The sequence below is a fragment of the Piscibacillus salipiscarius JCM 13188 genome (assembly GCF_001311865.1).
GTDB classification, from domain to species: domain Bacteria; phylum Bacillota; class Bacilli; order Bacillales; family Alkalibacillaceae; genus Piscibacillus; species Piscibacillus salipiscarius.
The window spans coordinates 1-15,002 of the sequence record NZ_BBCD01000014.1 but is presented as its reverse complement, the minus strand read 5'-3'; the positions used below and the strand labels follow the sequence as shown (position 1 = coordinate 15,002).

The following is a 15,002-nucleotide window of genomic DNA, read 5'->3' as shown; positions in this document are numbered from 1 at the left end:
CTTGTAGTGGCAATGGTCGTGGTATGGGTGATTATACAAATGCAGAATATGAAGAAATAAATAACAAAATTACCATTTGTGAAAATAGACTAAATGAAATGAACTCAAAAATTAAAGAAGAAGAAATTATTGCAGAGTTAAAACTATTGTATGAACAATTTAACCAAGCAACTTCATTCGTTGGAGATTGGGCTGGCAATATCATTAGTGTGGAAAGGAACATTATAGAAGGATATACAGAAATTAAACCTGATTTTAAATAGCATTCTTATAACCCATATGTGAGTTATGAAATTTTTAAATTTGAGTCTTTTTGAAGAAGCTCAAATACATATTAAAGTGAATGATTTCTGATTTCCTTAGCAAGGAGAATTACCTATTAATTAATGAAGAATAGATAGCTATAACATCGGAGGAGATATAATCTTTCTATCTTCTCCCCACTTTTAATCCACAAACACATTTCAAAATTAAATGAGGAGGAACAACAATGATTACTTGGAAAACATTAATCAGTATACATGAACATAATAGTAAGGATAAGTTTTTTATATAGATGTTGGACATAGTTTGTCAGGAATTAATTATAACAACGGAGTAATAATTACGTTTGAAACAAATGACTATAGTTGTATCACTATGCTTTTTCAACTTATCAGATGTGACATTATATGGGAAGTGCTTATCATTGATTGGCAAAATTACAGAAGTTATGTCTATGAAAAGTTAAATACCGAAGATAGGAATATGAATTTTGTGGAAGTCAATTTTGATAAGTACGCAAGTAGGGTTCTTGAAAATTTAGGAAAAGAAAAGATATCAATCCAATTACAGATGTTACAGATAAGTGAGAGGAATATTAAAGAAATACTTCATTCATTTAGCCTATATGATTTATTAGAAAGGGTTGTACGGCTTCCTATTGAAAGTCAAATTGAATATGAAACACAATCTCCTCATGAATATGAAAATGAAATACGTGAGAATATGGAGACTAATGATAATTATCAGAAAGAAAATGAACTTGACTTATTATTTTAATAGTAATAATAAAGTTGCTTAAATAGGTAATCAAGACCATTTGAAAGGATGATAAAAAATGAAAGATATTAATGTTTTAGACACTGTGAGTATAAATGAAATAATAGCAAAAACTTTGAAAACCTTCTTTGATTATGATTGTGAAGTGGAAGTCGATTGTATGTATAATTTTATTGATAATTCTATTAAATATTATCCATATACCACTTACGAATATCATAAAGGAGATACTATTTTATATACTATCAATCCAATTTCTCTAGAAGAATCAATTGACGCTTTGGAAGGCTTATTTAATCTCGTTACACCTATTATATTTGATAGTAAATTGCTTTCGGATGAAGATGAGTGGAGAGAATATTCTCAAGAAGAAAAAAATATTATTTGCAGAATACTTCAACGTCCTTAGCATTTATGAAAATAATGATAATGATATATTACGTAATTTGAAATTATGGAAATCATCATAAGAAAAACATCTACATTTGATTGTTCAAACATTAATGGTTATAGAAATGAGCAAATTTGTATTAGATGATAAATATATTAAAGTTATATTATATGCGCTTAAAGATAAAATTGAATCCTTAGCTGATATTAAAGTGCTTGATGCAGCTAGCAATGGTGAAAGTAAGTTGGAAAATATTTAATACAATACAAAGATTCATTACTAGGAATTAAAAAATTTCAGAAGAAGGAGTGACTGTAAATGTCTAATAACAACCGATTAGAACAATTAGATAGTATGGAAGTAATACGAGAAACTTTGAACTTATGGATTGAGCATGATGGAAATGTCTCAATTGTATATACATATAATAATATCGATAAAAAAGACCTCGGTCTATCCAAGAATATCGAATGAACATCACGAGGGAGATATAGATATATTCAAATGGTAGAAGGAATAACTCAATTTGAATTGGAACAATTGTATGAAGATGATGAACTCGAATTAATAAGTAGGTTAGAACAATCTGAAGAAGGTTTAATTCTGGATGAAAATTATTATGCCAGTGAGAATGAACTTTTAGATTATTTTCACTCAAATTACTCACTACATAATAGAATTATAGATATATTTATATATAATGAAGTACTTGAATGTATTGATGCAAGAATTAAAAGTATTTATCAAGAAGAAAGAGACTTTAAACATTAAGAGGTTTATAAAGTTACGATAATAATTAAATTAAAAAGGGTGATACACAAGGATGTGTTAAAAAGGAGTAATAAAGATGAATAACGTAATAATTCGTTCAAAAGATGAACTACCGTTAGTTTTAGACGTCAAAGATATTAAAAATATATTAGGAATAGGCATTAATCAAACTTATGAATTGATAAATTCTAATCAATTCCATTATGTAAAGGTCGGTAAAAGAATAAAAGTATCGAAAAATGAATTTTTTAAGTGGCTTGAAAACGAAACAAAAACAACATATTAATTAGCAAGATAATACATAAAGGGGTTGCACTTTGCAACCCCTATTCATTTTCAACATATATTATTTACTTAAGTTAAAATAGATTCACTAATGGTAAGGAGTGAAATATAATGCCAGTTTATAAAGATAAGAATATAAAAAAGAAAGAAAATGGTATTTTGAAGTAGAATTAGGCTTGGATGAAAATGGGAAAAGAAAAAGATATAGAGAAAGAGGATTTAGAACCAAAAAGAAGCTGAAGAAGCAATGATAAAAGCAAAAAGAAATTTTATGGAAGGAACATATACTGATACAAAAACTTAACTTATCAAGAATTGTTTAATCAATGGATAAACACAAAAAAAGATATTTCAGAAGCTACAAAAGAGTTATATTTAACCTATTTTAGGATTCATTTAAACCCAGGTATAGGCTCGTATAAATTAAATAAGTTATCCCCTTTCATTATTCAACGTTTTATTAACACACTTTATGATAAGAACCTATCCTCTTCTTCAGTAAAAAGAATATATTCAGTTGTCCGCTCTAGCTTACAATACGCTGTTAGAATGCAATTATTGAGTACTAATTTTGCAGATTCAATAGAAAAGCCAAAGGAAAACACGATGAAGGAAGTCAAAGTATGGAGTACCAGCGAAGTTAAACAATTTATATCGAGTATAGAAGGTGCTTCAAGATATGCTATTGCTTATAAATTAGCAGTATATACGGGTATGAGACAAGGAGAAATATTAGGTCTACGCTGGAAAGATATAAATTTTGAAAAAAGTTATCTAACAGTCCAACAAAACTTACACACAAAGGAAAAATAGAAAGTGGTGCAAAGAATAAAGGAAGTATGAGAAACATTTCTTTAAATAAATACATTATTGAAGAGTTACTTAAACACAAAGAAATTATTGAATTAGAAAAAGTAGATAACCAAAATCATTATCAAGATAATAATCTTGTTGTTTGTACTGAAATTGGAACCCCATGCCACCCCAGGAACTTGTTAAGATTATTATATAGTCATATAGAACAGTCAGGTGTGTCTAGAATTAAATTTCACGATTTAAGACACACTCACGCTAGTCTCCTTCTATTAGCAGATGTAAATATAAAAATCATATCAGAGAGACTTGGGCACGCAAGTATTAGAATAACCCTCGATACGTACGCACACCTATTACCAAATATGCAAAAAGAAGCAATAAAAAAGTTAGATACTTTATTTGGTGAATAATTCTAATGCCGACAAAATGCCGACAAAACTGTTTTTTAAAAACATATTGTTTTTATAACATTCTTTAATAAATATGAAAAGACCCCTCAGGCTATATAGCGAAAGGGGTCTAGTTAGGTTTGGCACCCTATGACTCCGAGTGGGCTCGAACCACCGACCTCCACCCTGTCAAGGTGGCGCTCTCCCAGCTGAGCTACGGAGTCGTATTGTTGAAAAATATTCAATTAAAATCAATCGACAAATATTAATATAATCGTTTATACTTAACTTGTCAATACTTTTTTAAGACGGAGGATTCTCAAATGATCGCAAGAATTCTAACGTATTTATTAATTGGTGGCCTGTTAATTGCAACTGTTGCCTTATCAGCACCGAAATATTTATTGCATTTATTCATTGCTTTTGGCGTGATTTTTGTCATTGGTACAGGATATTTAGCAATTGTGTACGCCAAACGAGTTTTTAGTTTATTGAAACAAATAAAAGAAGAATGACTTTTTAGAAGAGCATTAAATTATGTCTATAATTTGATGCTCTTTTTTATACCGACAAATTATCTACGTAAAATCTTCTCCATGGCTTTTCCTCTCGCTAATTCATCGATTAACTTATCCATATAACGAATTTCTTGCATAAGTGGTTCTTCAATTTCTTCCACTCGCACCCCACAAATAACACCTTTAATCATCGTGCGTGAAGGATTCATTTTAGGTGCTTCTTCAAAGAATGTTTCAAAATCTACCTGCAGATCAAGTTGTTTTTCTAATTCATCCTGACTATAACCAGTAAGCCAGTGAATGATTTCATCTACTTCTTCTTTAGTGCGTCCTTTTCTTTCAGCTTTCTTAATGTAATGGGGGATAGACACTTGAGAAGCTCATCGTATATATTTTATGTTTTGCCATATCAATCACTCCTAAAGTTCTTTCTAACTATCATAACATAAGCCTATTATTGCAAAAATAATCCCACTGCGAGATTAACAAGTTATGGTAAAATGATGTTATGTTTAGAAAAATCAAACAAATTCTTCTTACAGGTGAACGATTATGAAAATTAGAAAACTAACTCAAGAAGAACCTGCACCAATGGATTTATTACTATTAGCTGATCCTTCTCCTGAATTGGTTAACGATTATCTAGTTCAAGGTGAGTGTTTTATAGCAGAAGATGAAGGTGACGTAATAGGTGTTTATGTATTAATTCCAATTGAGACTGGTACGATCGAGCTCATAAATATAGCCGTTTCAGAATCACATCAGGGGAGAGGGTTTGGTAAACGTTTGATAATGGATGCTATTGAGCAGGCCAAACGTGAGGGTTATCAAAAATAGAAATCGGAACTGGGAACTCTAGTATTCATCAATTAGCTCTCTACCAAAAGTGCGGTTTTAGAATAACGGGCATTGATCAAGACTTTTTCATAAGAAATTATGAAGAAGAAATTTATGAGAACGGTATTCAGTGCCGAGATATGATTCGTTTAACACTATATTTATAAAGGTTAATTAGAAGGGGAATACGATGGATAAACATATTTGGACTGGTGTCAAAGTTCTAGCAACAATAATTTTTATAATTGGAGTAGTCATGGTAAGTTTTGCGGGCATCTACACACTGATGACCGTCTCAACTGGTCGTAATTTGATGGCTGCGCTCATTATACTTGTCGCATTAGGGATTATCGTCTTTTGGATTTTAGGTGTGTTTAATTTAGTTAAATTGAAGAAATTAGTGATATCCATGGCGGTTTACTTCGGCATTTGTCTACTTATATTTGTCGGTCAGCTAGGGTATGCGTATTATCTAGATTCATTAGAGGTCGTAAGTACTCAAGATGTGGATTTAAGTGAGTATAAACCTTTCGCTAATGACACTAAAGCAGTTAGCTCGATGAAAAATCAACGCTACAAATTGAAGATGATTTGCCAATTTTGGACGGGGCAACAGCGCTTTACCCGGTATATTCTAGTTTTGCTAGAATGGTTTATCCCGAAAAAGATTATGCACTACATAACAGTGAAGTCATGGCTAATCAAACGACTGGGGCCTATCAAAATCTTTTAAAAGGCGAGGCCGATCTAATTTTTGCAGCTGGACCTTCTGAGGAGCAACAAAATGTTTGAACGTGAGGATAAAGCGTTAAATATGACACCAATTGGCAGGGAGGCGTTTGTCTTTTTTGTACATGCGGACAATCCAGTTGATTCACTGAAGGTTGAAGAGATTCAAGGGATTTACTCAGGTAACATTACAAACTGGAAAGAAGTTGGAGGGGAGGACGTCGAAATCCGAGCTTTTCAAAGGCCAGAAGGTAGCGGGTCCCAGACAATGTTAAAAAGGTGATGGATAGCTCCCACTTAATGGAACCTCCAACAGACGATGTGGTTTCAGGAATGGGCGGAATAGTTAAGGAGACATCGAATTATCGCAACCGTAAAAATGCAATTGGATTTTCATTTAGATTCTTCGCAAACGAAATGGTTGATAACGGAAAAATTAAGCTAATCCAAGTGAATGACGTTGAGCCGACAAAAGAATTTATTCAAGACGATTCGTATCCATTTGCTGCTGAATTTTATGCCATTACAGCTGGCACGGAAAACCCAAATGTCGATTCGTTAATTGATTGGATTCTGTCCGATCAAGGCCAGGCAATAATTGAGAAGGTCGGTTATGTTCCAGTCAATTAGGTAGGTCAATCATAACATCAACTTTTTCTGCTTTTGTTTGTCTTATAAGTGATTCTATTAATCTTATGTGATTAATGCTATCTTCAAGGTATTGACGTTCTTCACTTCCATAGTTAACGGTACCGACAAGACCTTGAAAGATCATACGAACATGTTTAACATCCGCAAATAGTTGATCATAATCAGGCTCTTGTTTTTGAACCCAATTTTCTTCAAGCTCTTGAGCAATATGTTCTATATAATAGTTTGTAAGTTCAAGAGAATGTTTACTAGCATGCCTGTTTAAAGCTCTTAAACCTTCTATGTGGTCTTGAATGGTTGGTCCATGATTGATGTATGATTCGGTGTTTAAATTAGATAATGGACTATACCAACCAATGATGAACATCAAAGTTAGCGAAATGACTATTAAAGCTATAATAGTTTTGGGCATAGAATCATCCTTACCTTAAATGTTTGCGTATTCTCTCAGGAATCATCAATACCTCTAATTTTAAGTCAATCGGCTCATATGTATCATCAATACATTCATTCCAGTATTCTAAGTGTTTAAGATCAATCCAATGTTCGGATTCTTCTACGTTTTGACCACCTTCTCCTTCAATCGAGTACCAATAAAGATATTCAGTTCTATCAGTTGTTTCACGAAAAATATTTTCTACATACATTTTTTCATCTTCTAAGGTCAGAAGCACTTCATCCATGTGCTTATTTAAAAATGCCATCCATTCGTCGACTTGTTGTGATTTACCTGATTTAACTCGAAAACGAGTCAGTTCTATATTCATGTAAATCCTCCCTTAATTGAGTTAAAAGAGTAGGTGTGCCTACTCTTTTTGTTCGGATAATAAATTGTCTTTCTTCATGTTTGGGCTTTTTATTGATATAAAAATTTAAAAGTTATTAAAGGGTATTTGATGTAATAAATATAATATATGAAATAAGAGAACTAGTTTAATAGAGATATACAACCTTAAATGTAAAGTAAAAGTTAATAATTGTAAAGTTTAGAATTTTAGTAACATTAGTATAATATGAAGTGTCAGCTTGTTTGTATAAACAAGTTGTGAAATAGTTCACAAAATCCTCAACTCTTCGTAACAAAGCGTTAACTGACTAATGAGTTGTTAAAGAACTAAATGAGGTATGATAGAGCGTGAAGGGGAGATGTACATGTATAAGAAACATGAAAAATGGTTGATCATCCTCAGTTTTGTTGTAGCAATTATTATGTTGATTTCGATTTTAGGTCGTCTTTTTCTAATATAGGGGGTGCTAGTCTGATGATGGAATACGATCCGGTCTTTTTTAGCCGAACGCTAACAGGATTAACGTTAGCATTTCACATATTGTATGCGACGATTGGTGTAGGGATCCCGCTCATGATTGCGATTGCTCAGTGGATTGGCATTAAAAAGAATGATGAGCACTATATTTTATTAGCTAGAAGGTGGACAAGAGGGTTCGTGATTACTGTTGCTGTTGGTGTCGTAACGGGTACAGCTATTGGACTGCAGTTATCACTACTTTGGCCGAACTTTATGGAATTAGCAGGTCATGTGATCAGTTTACCTTTATTTTTGGAAACGTTCGCGTTCTTTTTTGAGGCGATTTTCTTAGGGATTTATTTATATACGTGGGACCGCTTTGAGAATCAGAAAAAGCATATGCTTCTTCTTATTCCAGTTGCTATTGGGGCATCATTTTCAGCGTTCTTCATTACGATGGTTAACGCATTCATGAATACACCACAAGGATTTGATTTAGTTAATGGGGCACTCGTTAATGTAGACCCGATTGCTGCGATGTTTAACCCAGCAACGCCAACAAAGGTTGCTCACGTATTAACGACTGCTTATATGACGTCTGCATTTGTATTAGCATCCATTGCGGCGTTTCATTTATTTAAAGGACGAGACCATATTTATCATAAAAAATCATTGTATCTAATGATGAAAGTGGGTTTGATCTTTTCTATTGCAACTGTCATTGTTGGTGACTTCTCCGGAAAATTTTTAGCCGAATACCAACCTGAAAAGTTAGCTGCAGCAGAGTGGCATTTTGAAACGGAAGAGGGTGCACCTCTTATGATGTTCGGTTGGCTCGATGAAAATGGCGAGGTGCAGGGAGCTATCAAGATACCATATGCGTTAAGTATTTTAGCCCATAGTGATCCATTTGCAGAAGTGAAAGGGTTAAATGAATTTCCAGAAGACGAACTCCCACCTTTAATTGTGCATTATTTCTTTGATTTAATGGTCACCATTGGAATGTGGTTAACGTTTATTTCAGCATTTTACTGGCTTGCGGTTAAACGAAAATGGAAAGTCATTAAAAATAAATTATTTAATTTCATTCTGGTGTTATCAGGGCCGCTCGCTTTCATAGCGATAGAAATGGGATGGTTCTACGCAGAGTTTGGCCGTCAGCATGGATTCTCCGTGGGTTTATGAAGACACCAGAGGGAGCGACGTCAGCGGCATATGTTGATACGATGCTATGGTTATTTGTTGGTCTGTATATCGTGTTAGGTACTGGTAGCATTATCGTGCTCATTCGGATGTTTAAGAAAAATCCGGTTGAACGAGAACTTGAAGATCACGCAATTGAAAGGGGTGAGAGGTAATGGATTTAGCGATTATTGGAGTATCCGTCCTGTGGCTATTTCTGTTCGGCTATATCATCATTGCCTCCATCGACTTTGGAGCGGGTTTTTTCAGTGCCTATAGTGAGATTGCAAACACAAAACACGTGCTGCACCATATCATACAGCGGTATTTATCACCCGTGTGGGAAGTGACTAATGTTTTCTTAGTGTTTTTCTTTGTTGGTATGGTTGGCTTCTTCCCAAGCGCGGCATTTTATTACGGAACCGTTTTGTTAGTTCCAGTTAGTATATCGATTGTACTTCTTGCGATTCGCGGGTCTTATTACGCGTTTCAAACTTATGGAGCTAAAGATAGTAAGTTTTACGTTCTTTTATATGGTGTAGCAGGTTTGCTTATTCCGGCATCACTTTCCATTGTTTTAACCATTTCTGAAGGTGGTTTTGTAGAAATGGTAGGTGAAAATCCAGTGTTATTATATAAAGAATTATTCTTCAGTCCGCTTACCTGGAGTATCGTGATTTTAAGTGTGGTCAGTGTACTCTATATATCCGCGACCTTTCTAACGGCGTATGCCGATGTGGCTGAAGACTTTAAAGCGCGAGAGATCTTAAGAAAATACTCACTGGCATGGAGCGGACCAACGATCCTATCAGCTGGACTCATCATTTGGCAATTAAGACAACACAATGAACTACACTTTGCGAATATCATGGATATTTGGTGGGTGTTCGCTTTATCGGGAGTGTTTTTTGCGATTACCGTCTTGTTCTTGTGGAGGAGAAAATATTATAGTCTAGCGTTTTGGAGTTTAATTATTCAATTTGGATTAGCATTCTTCGGTTATGGCGTGTCGCATTATCCGTACTTGCTGTATCCGTATTTGACAATCTACGACGGCTTTACGAACGATGCCATGGCACAAGCATTAATTATCGCATTTATTGCAGGTTTTGCCTTACTCGTTCCGTCAATCTTATTACTCGCAAGATTATTTTTATTTAATAGAACTTACGTCAAAGGTGAAGAACAGAGGAGGTATTAATGATGGATCATTTCTTAATTACGTACGCACCGTTTATTGTGGTGATCATCTCAATTGTATTAGCATTTTGGTCAGGTTTAAAAGACGATGCGGTGAAATAAATAGTATATTGTAAAAGCTGAACTTTAGATTTAATCTTGAGTTCAGCTTTTTTATATGACTTCGTCAAAATACATAAAAGTTGTTTTATTTATGAGTTAGAATTAGTAGAATAGTTTTTATAAAGGGGGAGGGGTCGTTGAAGCAACGTCATATCACTCAAGTAATTGTCTTAACCATTCTTAGCTGCTTAGCGTTATTTTATGTTGAGCAAATTTTAGAATTATCATACATTATGAAGACGCTTGCTAAAATTCTTCTGTTTTTAATCGTTCCTATTGTATTTATCAAAGTAGTGCTTAAAGAACGACTTTTTGAATCATTAAGGCTTAACCAAGTAGATGTCAAAGGACTACAATATGGAGTGGGCCTTGGTTTACTTTCGGTGATTGTTATATTAGCGGCTTATGTTTTACTGCAAGATCAAATTAATGGTGAAACAATCATACTTGATTTGCAAAACAGGCTTAATATTACACTTGAAACGTACATATTCGTTGCACTCTATATTACATTTGGAAATTCACTCTTGAGGAATTTTATTTTAGAGGTTTTATTTTTCTAAAGTTTTATCAATCCGGCTATCATGTATTGGGTTATATTTTTTCTTCAGCATTATTTGCGATTTATCATGTGGCTATTTTTGCGACATGGTTTAACTTCGAACTGATCCTATTAGCACTAGCCGGGTTATTTGTAGTTGGACTTATTTTCAACTGGTTAAATACTAAATCCAATAACTTCTTAAATTCATGGATTTTACATATTGTGCAGATATTGCCGTTGTGTCGATCGGGTTTTATTTATTTTGGTCAATGTAAAAGGGAGGAATTAGATGGGGCAGTTAGTTTTTGTTTACGGAACGCTAAGACGATATGAACGAAATCATCATCTATTAGAAGATGCTAAATTAGTTTCACAGCAGGCATGGACGAAGGGGAGACTTATTGATACAGGATACGATTATCCAGCTATGTTATTAGACAATGATGACCATGTATATGGTGAACTATATGAAGTTGATCATGATGTGTTAAAACAAATAGATAAGCTTGAAGGGTACCAAGGTATATCTGAGACCGATCATTATCAAAGAACCGAACAGCTTGTACTAAGTGACTTAGGTGAGTTTAAAGCATTATTATATTATTATCCAAAAGAGGTTCAGAATACTGAAGAAATTCCTTTTGGAGATTGGCGTTTAAAGAAACTGCTTGATCAAGGAACGCCTCATTATTTTGCTTACGGATCTTGTATGGATCACGAGCGAATTGAAAAAGCGGGCATGTTAACGCAGTTTAAAACACTTGGACTTGGGCTACTACCTGAACATGAGTTAAGATTCACAGTGCGTGCAGATGATGGGGGAAGAGCTGATATTGTGGAGATGTCTGGCCATCAAGTTGAAGGTATTGTCTATGAAATTACTGAACAAGCTTTAAAGTATTTATATAATCGTGAAGGTGTTATATAGGACTATACAGACCAGCTGTTGTGGATGTGACCTTCAATGGAGAAATACTAAACATGTTAACGTTTATTGTGATTGATAAACTTGAAGAAATAGCGCCGCCTGATCATTACCTAAATGAAATTGTACGTGGCGGCAAACGACATTTGTCTGAAACTTATTTAAAACAAATCAATTCACGTGTTGAACGATTAAGGGCGGGGGATTAAGTGCACTATACATACATGTTAAGATGCTGTGATCAATCTTTATATACGGGATATACAAACAATTTGGATAATAGACTCGCCAAGCATTTAGCAGGCAAGGCGTCAAAATATACACGTGCACGTCTTCCTGTCAAAATCGTTTATTATGAAGTATTTGAGACGAAATCAGAAGCCATGAGCCGCGAAGCGAATATTAAAAAATTACCGAAGAAAACCAAAGAAGAAATGATTCAATCGTTCAATTTGGACATAGTTAAATAGTCATTTTTTAATGAAATTATTTATTTTTGTGATAGTGATTGATAAAATTTGGGTATATGATATTTGAATTGGAAGGGAGTTGTAATGATATGGATTTTTGAGTACCGTTATTAAATACGGTAACACGTTTTTTTTTTTGGGATTATATTTTAATTTATTTATTAATTGGTGCAGGTCTTTACTTTACGTTCTTTAGTAAGTTTGCGCAGTTTCGTTTATTCCCTGAAATGTTTAAGGTCATTGGTGAAGAAGCGGTTGAACAGAGTGGTAAACGCGGGACCAATGCCTTTCAAGCATTCAGTATTAGTATTGCATCTCGAGTTGGGACTGGTAACTTAGCGGGCGTTGCGTTAGCCGTTGCAATTGGTGGGCCAGGTGCCGTGTTCTGGATGTGGATGATTGCTTTAATTGGTATGGCAACCGCATTTATTGAAAGTACACTGGCGCAAGTATATAAAGTACCTGATAAAGGTGGGTTTCGCGGAGGACCTGCTTATTATATTGAGAAGGCTCTAGGCCAACGCTGGATGGCTGTATTATTCTCGGTACTTATTACAATGACATTTGGATTGGTTTTTAATGCGGTTCAAGCTAACACAATTTCTGAAGCTGTTGAAAAGGCATTTAATATTGAACATTATGTTTCAGGAATTGTTTTAGTTATTCTTGCTGCATTAATTATTTTGGCGGAATTAAACGTATCGCGGTCGTTTCAGGGACGATTGTCCCCATTATGGCAGTGATTTATATTGCTGTTGCACTAGTCGTCGTCATTATGAATATTACTGAAGTTCCACGTATATTTGGAATGATCTTCTCTCATGCTTTCGGACTTGAACAATTTGTTGGCGGTGGAGTTGGTGCTGCCTTAATGCAAGGGATTAAACGTGGACTCTTCTCAAACGAAGCTGGTATGGGTAGTGCACCGAACGCTGCTGCAACAGCTGGGGTTAGCCACCCTGCCAAACAAGGGTTAGTACAATCACTAGCCGTTTTCTTTGACACGATTGTTGTGTGTAGCTTTACAGCTTTCATTATCCTATTATACAGTGATTTTGCAAGCCCAACTGAAGATGGCATACAGTTAACGCAAACGGCTTTAAGTGCTCAGATTGGTGACTGGGCTACCATTTTCTTAGCTGTTACGATTTTCTTATTTGCCTTTAGCTCTGTAATTGGTAACTATTATTATGGTGAATCAAACATTGACTTCTTGAAAAATAATAAAATTTGGAGAAATGTTTACCGCTTTTTAGTATTAGGTATGGTGATGTTTGGTGCTTTAGCTAAAGTAGACATTGTATGGAGTATGGCAGATTTATTCATGGCAATGATGGCAGTGGTTAACTTAATTGCGATCCTGTTATTAAGTAAAATTGCTTTTGCGATTCTTAAGGATTATACCAAGCAGAGAAAAGAAGGAAAGGATCCATCATTCCATGTAGATAACGTCCCTGGGCTTAAAAAATGTTGAATGGTGGGGCGCACAAGATAGAGATAAATAATGATTTGTTGGCCGGGCGCTATTTGCGTCCGGTTTTTTAGTGTAGCTTAAATCAATTCGGTTAAATCAAGCAAATCTGAAAGTTTTAAAAATTTATCAGATGGGAATTGAAATAAAAAAGAGCCCTTAAATAGGACTCTTAATTAACCAATTCACGATCTGATTGAACCCAGTTATCTGACCAATTTTGAATTTGACTTAAAACTGGCTCGAGTGCTAGCCCTTTATCAGTAAGAGAGTACTCAATTCTAACTGGTGTTTCATCATAAACAGTACGTTTGACTATACCTTCTTTTTCTAGATCTTTTAACCTTTCAGATAAAACGCGACCACTAATACCAATTTCAGATTCAATATTGCAAAAACGTTGTGAACCATTCAGTAGCTGAAACACGATTAAACCGGTCCACCGTTTGTTTAAGATTGATAATGCTTTTTCAAATTTTGGGCAAATATTTGTATCGGCCATATGATTCACCTCTTTCTACCTATTATAACTTAAAAAGAAACTTTTTAAAATAGTTAAATGTTACTTGACGTAATTAAATTTTAATTATATACTTACTTACATAAAGTAAGTTAATTATTTCAGAGGAGGAATTTAATAATGGCAACAGTTCAATTAGACAAAGTACACAGTGCAGTTTATTTCACTGTCAAACACATGATGGTTTCAAAGGCAAAAGGGGAATTTCAAAACGTAGACATCGAGTTCAATGGTGATGTTAATCATTTGGAGGATGCTAGTGTTAAAGCGATCGTAGATGTTTCATCAATCGAGACAAATAATGAAGATCGAAATGGTCACTTAAAATCAGCAGATTTCTTCGATGCAGAAAATCATCCTAACATTGTATTTGAAAGTAAATCAGTTAAGAAAGTAAGTGACTCTGAATACGAAGTAACAGGCGACCTTACAATTAGAGGAACGACTAATGAAGAGACTTTCAAGGTTGTTCACAATGGTATTGCAAAAGATCCAATGGGTGGTAACATGGTTGCTGGTTTTGATGTTGAAGGTAAAATCAATCGTGAAGATTACGGACTTACTTGGAATGCAGCATTAGAAACTGGCGGCGTATTAATTGGTAAAGAAGTTAATATTAATGCAGCATTCGAATTTGTGATTGAAGAATAATTAGTAAACGCCAGGCGGTGAGCCTGGCTGTTTTTGTTTTGTTTGTATTTGATTAGAAATTGTTTATATTTCACCTGAAACTGTTCATATCTAATAAGAATTTGTTCGTATTCCAAGGATAACTGTTCGTATCTAATAAGAATTTGTCCGTATTTCAAGAATAATTGTTCGCATATAGTAATGAATTGTCCATGTACTGAGAGTAATTGTTATAAATAAATATACATAGTGTCGGAATATATAAATAAACCCCTGCTTAAAT

Annotated in this window: 26 protein-coding genes, 1 tRNA gene and 4 pseudogenes; 26 read left to right on the top strand and 5 right to left on the bottom strand. The window is 34.3% G+C overall.

Translation table 11 applies throughout. From position 1 onward, the window contains the following. Nucleotides 1-23: 23 nt before the first annotated feature. The 10 genes and pseudogenes from JCM13188_RS10475 (at nt 24) to JCM13188_RS10445 (ending at nt 3,714) form a co-directional block, all read left to right on the top strand. Nucleotides 24-263, top strand: coding sequence for a hypothetical protein (locus JCM13188_RS10475; protein ID WP_054753951.1), 240 nt, complete (start codon nt 24-26; stop codon nt 261-263). A 307-nt stretch (nt 264-570) separates the two neighbouring features. Next, complete coding sequence (locus JCM13188_RS10470) at nt 571-1,041, top strand: hypothetical protein (RefSeq protein WP_054753949.1); 471 nt, start codon at nt 571-573, stop codon at nt 1,039-1,041. 58 nt (nt 1,042-1,099) lie between these two features. Continuing rightward, the gene (locus JCM13188_RS10465; RefSeq protein ID WP_054753948.1) at nt 1,100-1,450 is read left to right on the top strand and encodes a hypothetical protein; all 351 of its coding nucleotides are present in this window, start codon (nt 1,100-1,102) and stop codon (nt 1,448-1,450) included. A 76-nt stretch (nt 1,451-1,526) separates the two neighbouring features. Then, entirely contained in the window at nt 1,527-1,691 is a 165-nt protein-coding gene (locus tag JCM13188_RS18980; protein WP_279401696.1) for a hypothetical protein, read from the top strand. 59 nt (nt 1,692-1,750) lie between these two features. Further along, nucleotides 1,751-1,906: a hypothetical protein gene (locus tag JCM13188_RS18975; protein WP_279401695.1), complete on the top strand. Its 156-nt coding sequence runs from the start codon at nt 1,751-1,753 to the stop codon at nt 1,904-1,906. 30 nt (nt 1,907-1,936) lie between these two features. Continuing rightward, complete coding sequence (locus tag JCM13188_RS10460; RefSeq protein WP_054753946.1) at nt 1,937-2,203, top strand: hypothetical protein; 267 nt, start codon at nt 1,937-1,939, stop codon at nt 2,201-2,203. A 76-nt stretch (nt 2,204-2,279) separates the two neighbouring features. Beyond that, a complete protein-coding gene (locus JCM13188_RS10455) occupies nt 2,280-2,489 on the top strand; it encodes a helix-turn-helix domain-containing protein (protein WP_054753944.1) in 210 nt (69 codons plus the stop codon). A gap of 145 nt (nt 2,490-2,634) precedes the next feature. Continuing rightward, nucleotides 2,635-2,739: pseudogene (locus JCM13188_RS20930) on the top strand (Arm DNA-binding domain-containing protein); the annotation flags it as partial. 64 nt (nt 2,740-2,803) lie between these two features. Further along, nucleotides 2,804-3,301 carry a tyrosine-type recombinase/integrase gene (locus JCM13188_RS10450; RefSeq protein WP_054753942.1) on the top strand — a complete coding sequence of 166 codons (498 nt, stop codon included), beginning with the start codon at nt 2,804-2,806 and terminating at the stop codon, nt 3,299-3,301. A 26-nt stretch (nt 3,302-3,327) separates the two neighbouring features. After that, nucleotides 3,328-3,714, top strand: coding sequence for a tyrosine-type recombinase/integrase (locus JCM13188_RS10445; RefSeq protein ID WP_054753939.1), 387 nt, complete (start codon nt 3,328-3,330; stop codon nt 3,712-3,714). 130 nt (nt 3,715-3,844) lie between these two features. On the opposite strand, the gene JCM13188_RS10440 is transcribed toward JCM13188_RS10445, so the two are convergent. Continuing rightward, nucleotides 3,845-3,917: transfer RNA gene (locus JCM13188_RS10440), tRNA-Val, on the bottom strand. A 99-nt stretch (nt 3,918-4,016) separates the two neighbouring features. Here JCM13188_RS10440 and JCM13188_RS10435 point away from each other — a divergent pair. Next, nucleotides 4,017-4,208: a hypothetical protein gene (locus JCM13188_RS10435; RefSeq protein ID WP_054753937.1), complete on the top strand. Its 192-nt coding sequence runs from the start codon at nt 4,017-4,019 to the stop codon at nt 4,206-4,208. 59 nt (nt 4,209-4,267) lie between these two features. On the opposite strand, the pseudogene JCM13188_RS10430 reads toward JCM13188_RS10435, so the two are convergent. Next, nucleotides 4,268-4,619 (bottom strand): annotated as a pseudogene (locus tag JCM13188_RS10430) (DUF2200 domain-containing protein). Between the two features lie 144 nt (nt 4,620-4,763). Between JCM13188_RS10430 and JCM13188_RS10425 the strand changes: the two are divergent. From JCM13188_RS10425 to JCM13188_RS18960, 4 genes and pseudogenes are all read left to right on the top strand, one after another. Next, a pseudogene (locus JCM13188_RS10425) lies at nt 4,764-5,215 on the top strand (GNAT family N-acetyltransferase). 23 nt (nt 5,216-5,238) lie between these two features. Beyond that, the gene (locus tag JCM13188_RS18970; RefSeq protein ID WP_279401694.1) at nt 5,239-5,781 is read left to right on the top strand and encodes a hypothetical protein; all 543 of its coding nucleotides are present in this window, start codon (nt 5,239-5,241) and stop codon (nt 5,779-5,781) included. 51 nt (nt 5,782-5,832) lie between these two features. Then, complete coding sequence (locus tag JCM13188_RS18965) at nt 5,833-6,060, top strand: substrate-binding domain-containing protein (RefSeq protein ID WP_279401693.1); 228 nt, start codon at nt 5,833-5,835, stop codon at nt 6,058-6,060. A 17-nt stretch (nt 6,061-6,077) separates the two neighbouring features. Further along, a complete protein-coding gene (locus tag JCM13188_RS18960) occupies nt 6,078-6,407 on the top strand; it encodes a PstS family phosphate ABC transporter substrate-binding protein (protein ID WP_279401692.1) in 330 nt (109 codons plus the stop codon). On the opposite strand, the gene JCM13188_RS10415 is transcribed toward JCM13188_RS18960, so the two are convergent. Continuing rightward, nucleotides 6,400-6,840, bottom strand: coding sequence for a hypothetical protein (locus tag JCM13188_RS10415; RefSeq protein ID WP_054753935.1), 441 nt, complete (start codon nt 6,838-6,840; stop codon nt 6,400-6,402). The genes JCM13188_RS18960 and JCM13188_RS10415 overlap by 8 nt on opposite strands. A 10-nt stretch (nt 6,841-6,850) precedes the next feature. Then, nucleotides 6,851-7,195, bottom strand: coding sequence for a DUF6176 family protein (locus JCM13188_RS10410; protein ID WP_054753933.1), 345 nt, complete (start codon nt 7,193-7,195; stop codon nt 6,851-6,853). A gap of 495 nt (nt 7,196-7,690) precedes the next feature. On the opposite strand from JCM13188_RS10410, the gene JCM13188_RS10405 reads away from it, so the two are divergent. From JCM13188_RS10405 to JCM13188_RS10380, 10 genes and pseudogenes are all read left to right on the top strand, one after another. Further along, a complete protein-coding gene (locus JCM13188_RS10405) occupies nt 7,691-8,860 on the top strand; it encodes a cytochrome ubiquinol oxidase subunit I (protein WP_439646631.1) in 1,170 nt (389 codons plus the stop codon). Then, the gene (locus JCM13188_RS21810) at nt 8,857-9,033 is read left to right on the top strand and encodes a hypothetical protein (RefSeq protein ID WP_439646630.1); all 177 of its coding nucleotides are present in this window, start codon (nt 8,857-8,859) and stop codon (nt 9,031-9,033) included. The genes JCM13188_RS10405 and JCM13188_RS21810 overlap by 4 nt, the downstream gene beginning before the upstream one ends. Then, on the top strand, nt 9,033-10,058 hold the full coding sequence (locus JCM13188_RS10400; protein ID WP_054753931.1) for a cytochrome d ubiquinol oxidase subunit II: 1,026 nt from the start codon (nt 9,033-9,035) through the stop codon (nt 10,056-10,058). Before JCM13188_RS21810 ends, JCM13188_RS10400 begins: the two co-directional genes overlap by 1 nt. A gap of 2 nt (nt 10,059-10,060) precedes the next feature. After that, on the top strand, nt 10,061-10,159 hold the full coding sequence (gene cydS, locus JCM13188_RS21805; protein WP_377330150.1) for a cytochrome bd oxidase small subunit CydS family protein: 99 nt from the start codon (nt 10,061-10,063) through the stop codon (nt 10,157-10,159). 137 nt (nt 10,160-10,296) lie between these two features. Beyond that, nucleotides 10,297-10,722, top strand: coding sequence for a hypothetical protein (locus JCM13188_RS10395; protein ID WP_054753929.1), 426 nt, complete (start codon nt 10,297-10,299; stop codon nt 10,720-10,722). Next, nucleotides 10,650-11,036: a CPBP family intramembrane glutamic endopeptidase gene (locus JCM13188_RS20925; RefSeq protein ID WP_369404955.1), complete on the top strand. Its 387-nt coding sequence runs from the start codon at nt 10,650-10,652 to the stop codon at nt 11,034-11,036. The genes JCM13188_RS10395 and JCM13188_RS20925 overlap by 73 nt, the downstream gene beginning before the upstream one ends. Next, nucleotides 10,993-11,631: a gamma-glutamylcyclotransferase family protein gene (locus tag JCM13188_RS10390; protein ID WP_279401691.1), complete on the top strand. Its 639-nt coding sequence runs from the start codon at nt 10,993-10,995 to the stop codon at nt 11,629-11,631. The genes JCM13188_RS20925 and JCM13188_RS10390 overlap by 44 nt, the downstream gene beginning before the upstream one ends. A 53-nt stretch (nt 11,632-11,684) precedes the next feature. After that, a complete protein-coding gene (locus tag JCM13188_RS18955) occupies nt 11,685-11,837 on the top strand; it encodes a hypothetical protein (RefSeq protein ID WP_279401690.1) in 153 nt (50 codons plus the stop codon). Between the two features lie 15 nt (nt 11,838-11,852). Further along, complete coding sequence (locus JCM13188_RS10385) at nt 11,853-12,098, top strand: GIY-YIG nuclease family protein (RefSeq protein WP_279401726.1); 246 nt, start codon at nt 11,853-11,855, stop codon at nt 12,096-12,098. 146 nt (nt 12,099-12,244) lie between these two features. Beyond that, nucleotides 12,245-13,572 (top strand): annotated as a pseudogene (locus JCM13188_RS10380) (alanine/glycine:cation symporter family protein). A gap of 169 nt (nt 13,573-13,741) precedes the next feature. On the opposite strand, the gene JCM13188_RS10375 reads toward JCM13188_RS10380, so the two are convergent. Then, on the bottom strand, nt 13,742-14,071 hold the full coding sequence (locus JCM13188_RS10375) for a winged helix-turn-helix transcriptional regulator (protein ID WP_054753925.1): 330 nt from the start codon (nt 14,069-14,071) through the stop codon (nt 13,742-13,744). 138 nt (nt 14,072-14,209) lie between these two features. Between JCM13188_RS10375 and JCM13188_RS10370 the strand changes: the two genes are divergently transcribed. Continuing rightward, nucleotides 14,210-14,740, top strand: coding sequence for a YceI family protein (locus JCM13188_RS10370; RefSeq protein ID WP_054753923.1), 531 nt, complete (start codon nt 14,210-14,212; stop codon nt 14,738-14,740). Nucleotides 14,741-15,002: the final 262 nt, after the last annotated feature.

Excerpts from the sequence above, each read along its gene's own strand:
- JCM13188_RS10475 (WP_054753951.1), top strand. The coding sequence starts at position 24 with ATGGGTGATTATACAAATGCAGAATATGAAGAAATAAATAACAAAATT.
- JCM13188_RS10465 (WP_054753948.1), top strand. The coding sequence starts at position 1,100 with ATGAAAGATATTAATGTTTTAGACACTGTGAGTATAAATGAAATAATA.
- JCM13188_RS18975 (WP_279401695.1), top strand. The coding sequence starts at position 1,751 with ATGTCTAATAACAACCGATTAGAACAATTAGATAGTATGGAAGTAATA.
- JCM13188_RS10460 (WP_054753946.1), top strand. The coding sequence starts at position 1,937 with ATGGTAGAAGGAATAACTCAATTTGAATTGGAACAATTGTATGAAGAT.
- JCM13188_RS10455 (WP_054753944.1), top strand. The coding sequence starts at position 2,280 with ATGAATAACGTAATAATTCGTTCAAAAGATGAACTACCGTTAGTTTTA.
- JCM13188_RS10445 (WP_054753939.1), top strand. The coding sequence starts at position 3,328 with ATGAGAAACATTTCTTTAAATAAATACATTATTGAAGAGTTACTTAAA.
- JCM13188_RS10435 (WP_054753937.1), top strand. The coding sequence starts at position 4,017 with ATGATCGCAAGAATTCTAACGTATTTATTAATTGGTGGCCTGTTAATT.
- JCM13188_RS18970 (WP_279401694.1), top strand. The coding sequence starts at position 5,239 with ATGGATAAACATATTTGGACTGGTGTCAAAGTTCTAGCAACAATAATT.
- JCM13188_RS18965 (WP_279401693.1), top strand. The coding sequence starts at position 5,833 with ATGTTTGAACGTGAGGATAAAGCGTTAAATATGACACCAATTGGCAGG.
- JCM13188_RS18960 (WP_279401692.1), top strand. The coding sequence starts at position 6,078 with ATGGAACCTCCAACAGACGATGTGGTTTCAGGAATGGGCGGAATAGTT.
- JCM13188_RS10415 (WP_054753935.1), bottom strand. The coding sequence starts at position 6,840 with ATGCCCAAAACTATTATAGCTTTAATAGTCATTTCGCTAACTTTGATG.
- JCM13188_RS10410 (WP_054753933.1), bottom strand. The coding sequence starts at position 7,195 with ATGAATATAGAACTGACTCGTTTTCGAGTTAAATCAGGTAAATCACAA.
- JCM13188_RS10405 (WP_439646631.1), top strand. The coding sequence starts at position 7,691 with ATGATGGAATACGATCCGGTCTTTTTTAGCCGAACGCTAACAGGATTA.
- JCM13188_RS21810 (WP_439646630.1), top strand. The coding sequence starts at position 8,857 with ATGAAGACACCAGAGGGAGCGACGTCAGCGGCATATGTTGATACGATG.
- JCM13188_RS10400 (WP_054753931.1), top strand. The coding sequence starts at position 9,033 with ATGGATTTAGCGATTATTGGAGTATCCGTCCTGTGGCTATTTCTGTTC.
- cydS (WP_377330150.1), top strand. The coding sequence starts at position 10,061 with ATGGATCATTTCTTAATTACGTACGCACCGTTTATTGTGGTGATCATC.
- JCM13188_RS10390 (WP_279401691.1), top strand. The coding sequence starts at position 10,993 with ATGGGGCAGTTAGTTTTTGTTTACGGAACGCTAAGACGATATGAACGA.
- JCM13188_RS18955 (WP_279401690.1), top strand. The coding sequence starts at position 11,685 with ATGTTAACGTTTATTGTGATTGATAAACTTGAAGAAATAGCGCCGCCT.
- JCM13188_RS10385 (WP_279401726.1), top strand. The coding sequence starts at position 11,853 with ATGTTAAGATGCTGTGATCAATCTTTATATACGGGATATACAAACAAT.
- JCM13188_RS10375 (WP_054753925.1), bottom strand. The coding sequence starts at position 14,071 with ATGGCCGATACAAATATTTGCCCAAAATTTGAAAAAGCATTATCAATC.
- JCM13188_RS10370 (WP_054753923.1), top strand. The coding sequence starts at position 14,210 with ATGGCAACAGTTCAATTAGACAAAGTACACAGTGCAGTTTATTTCACT.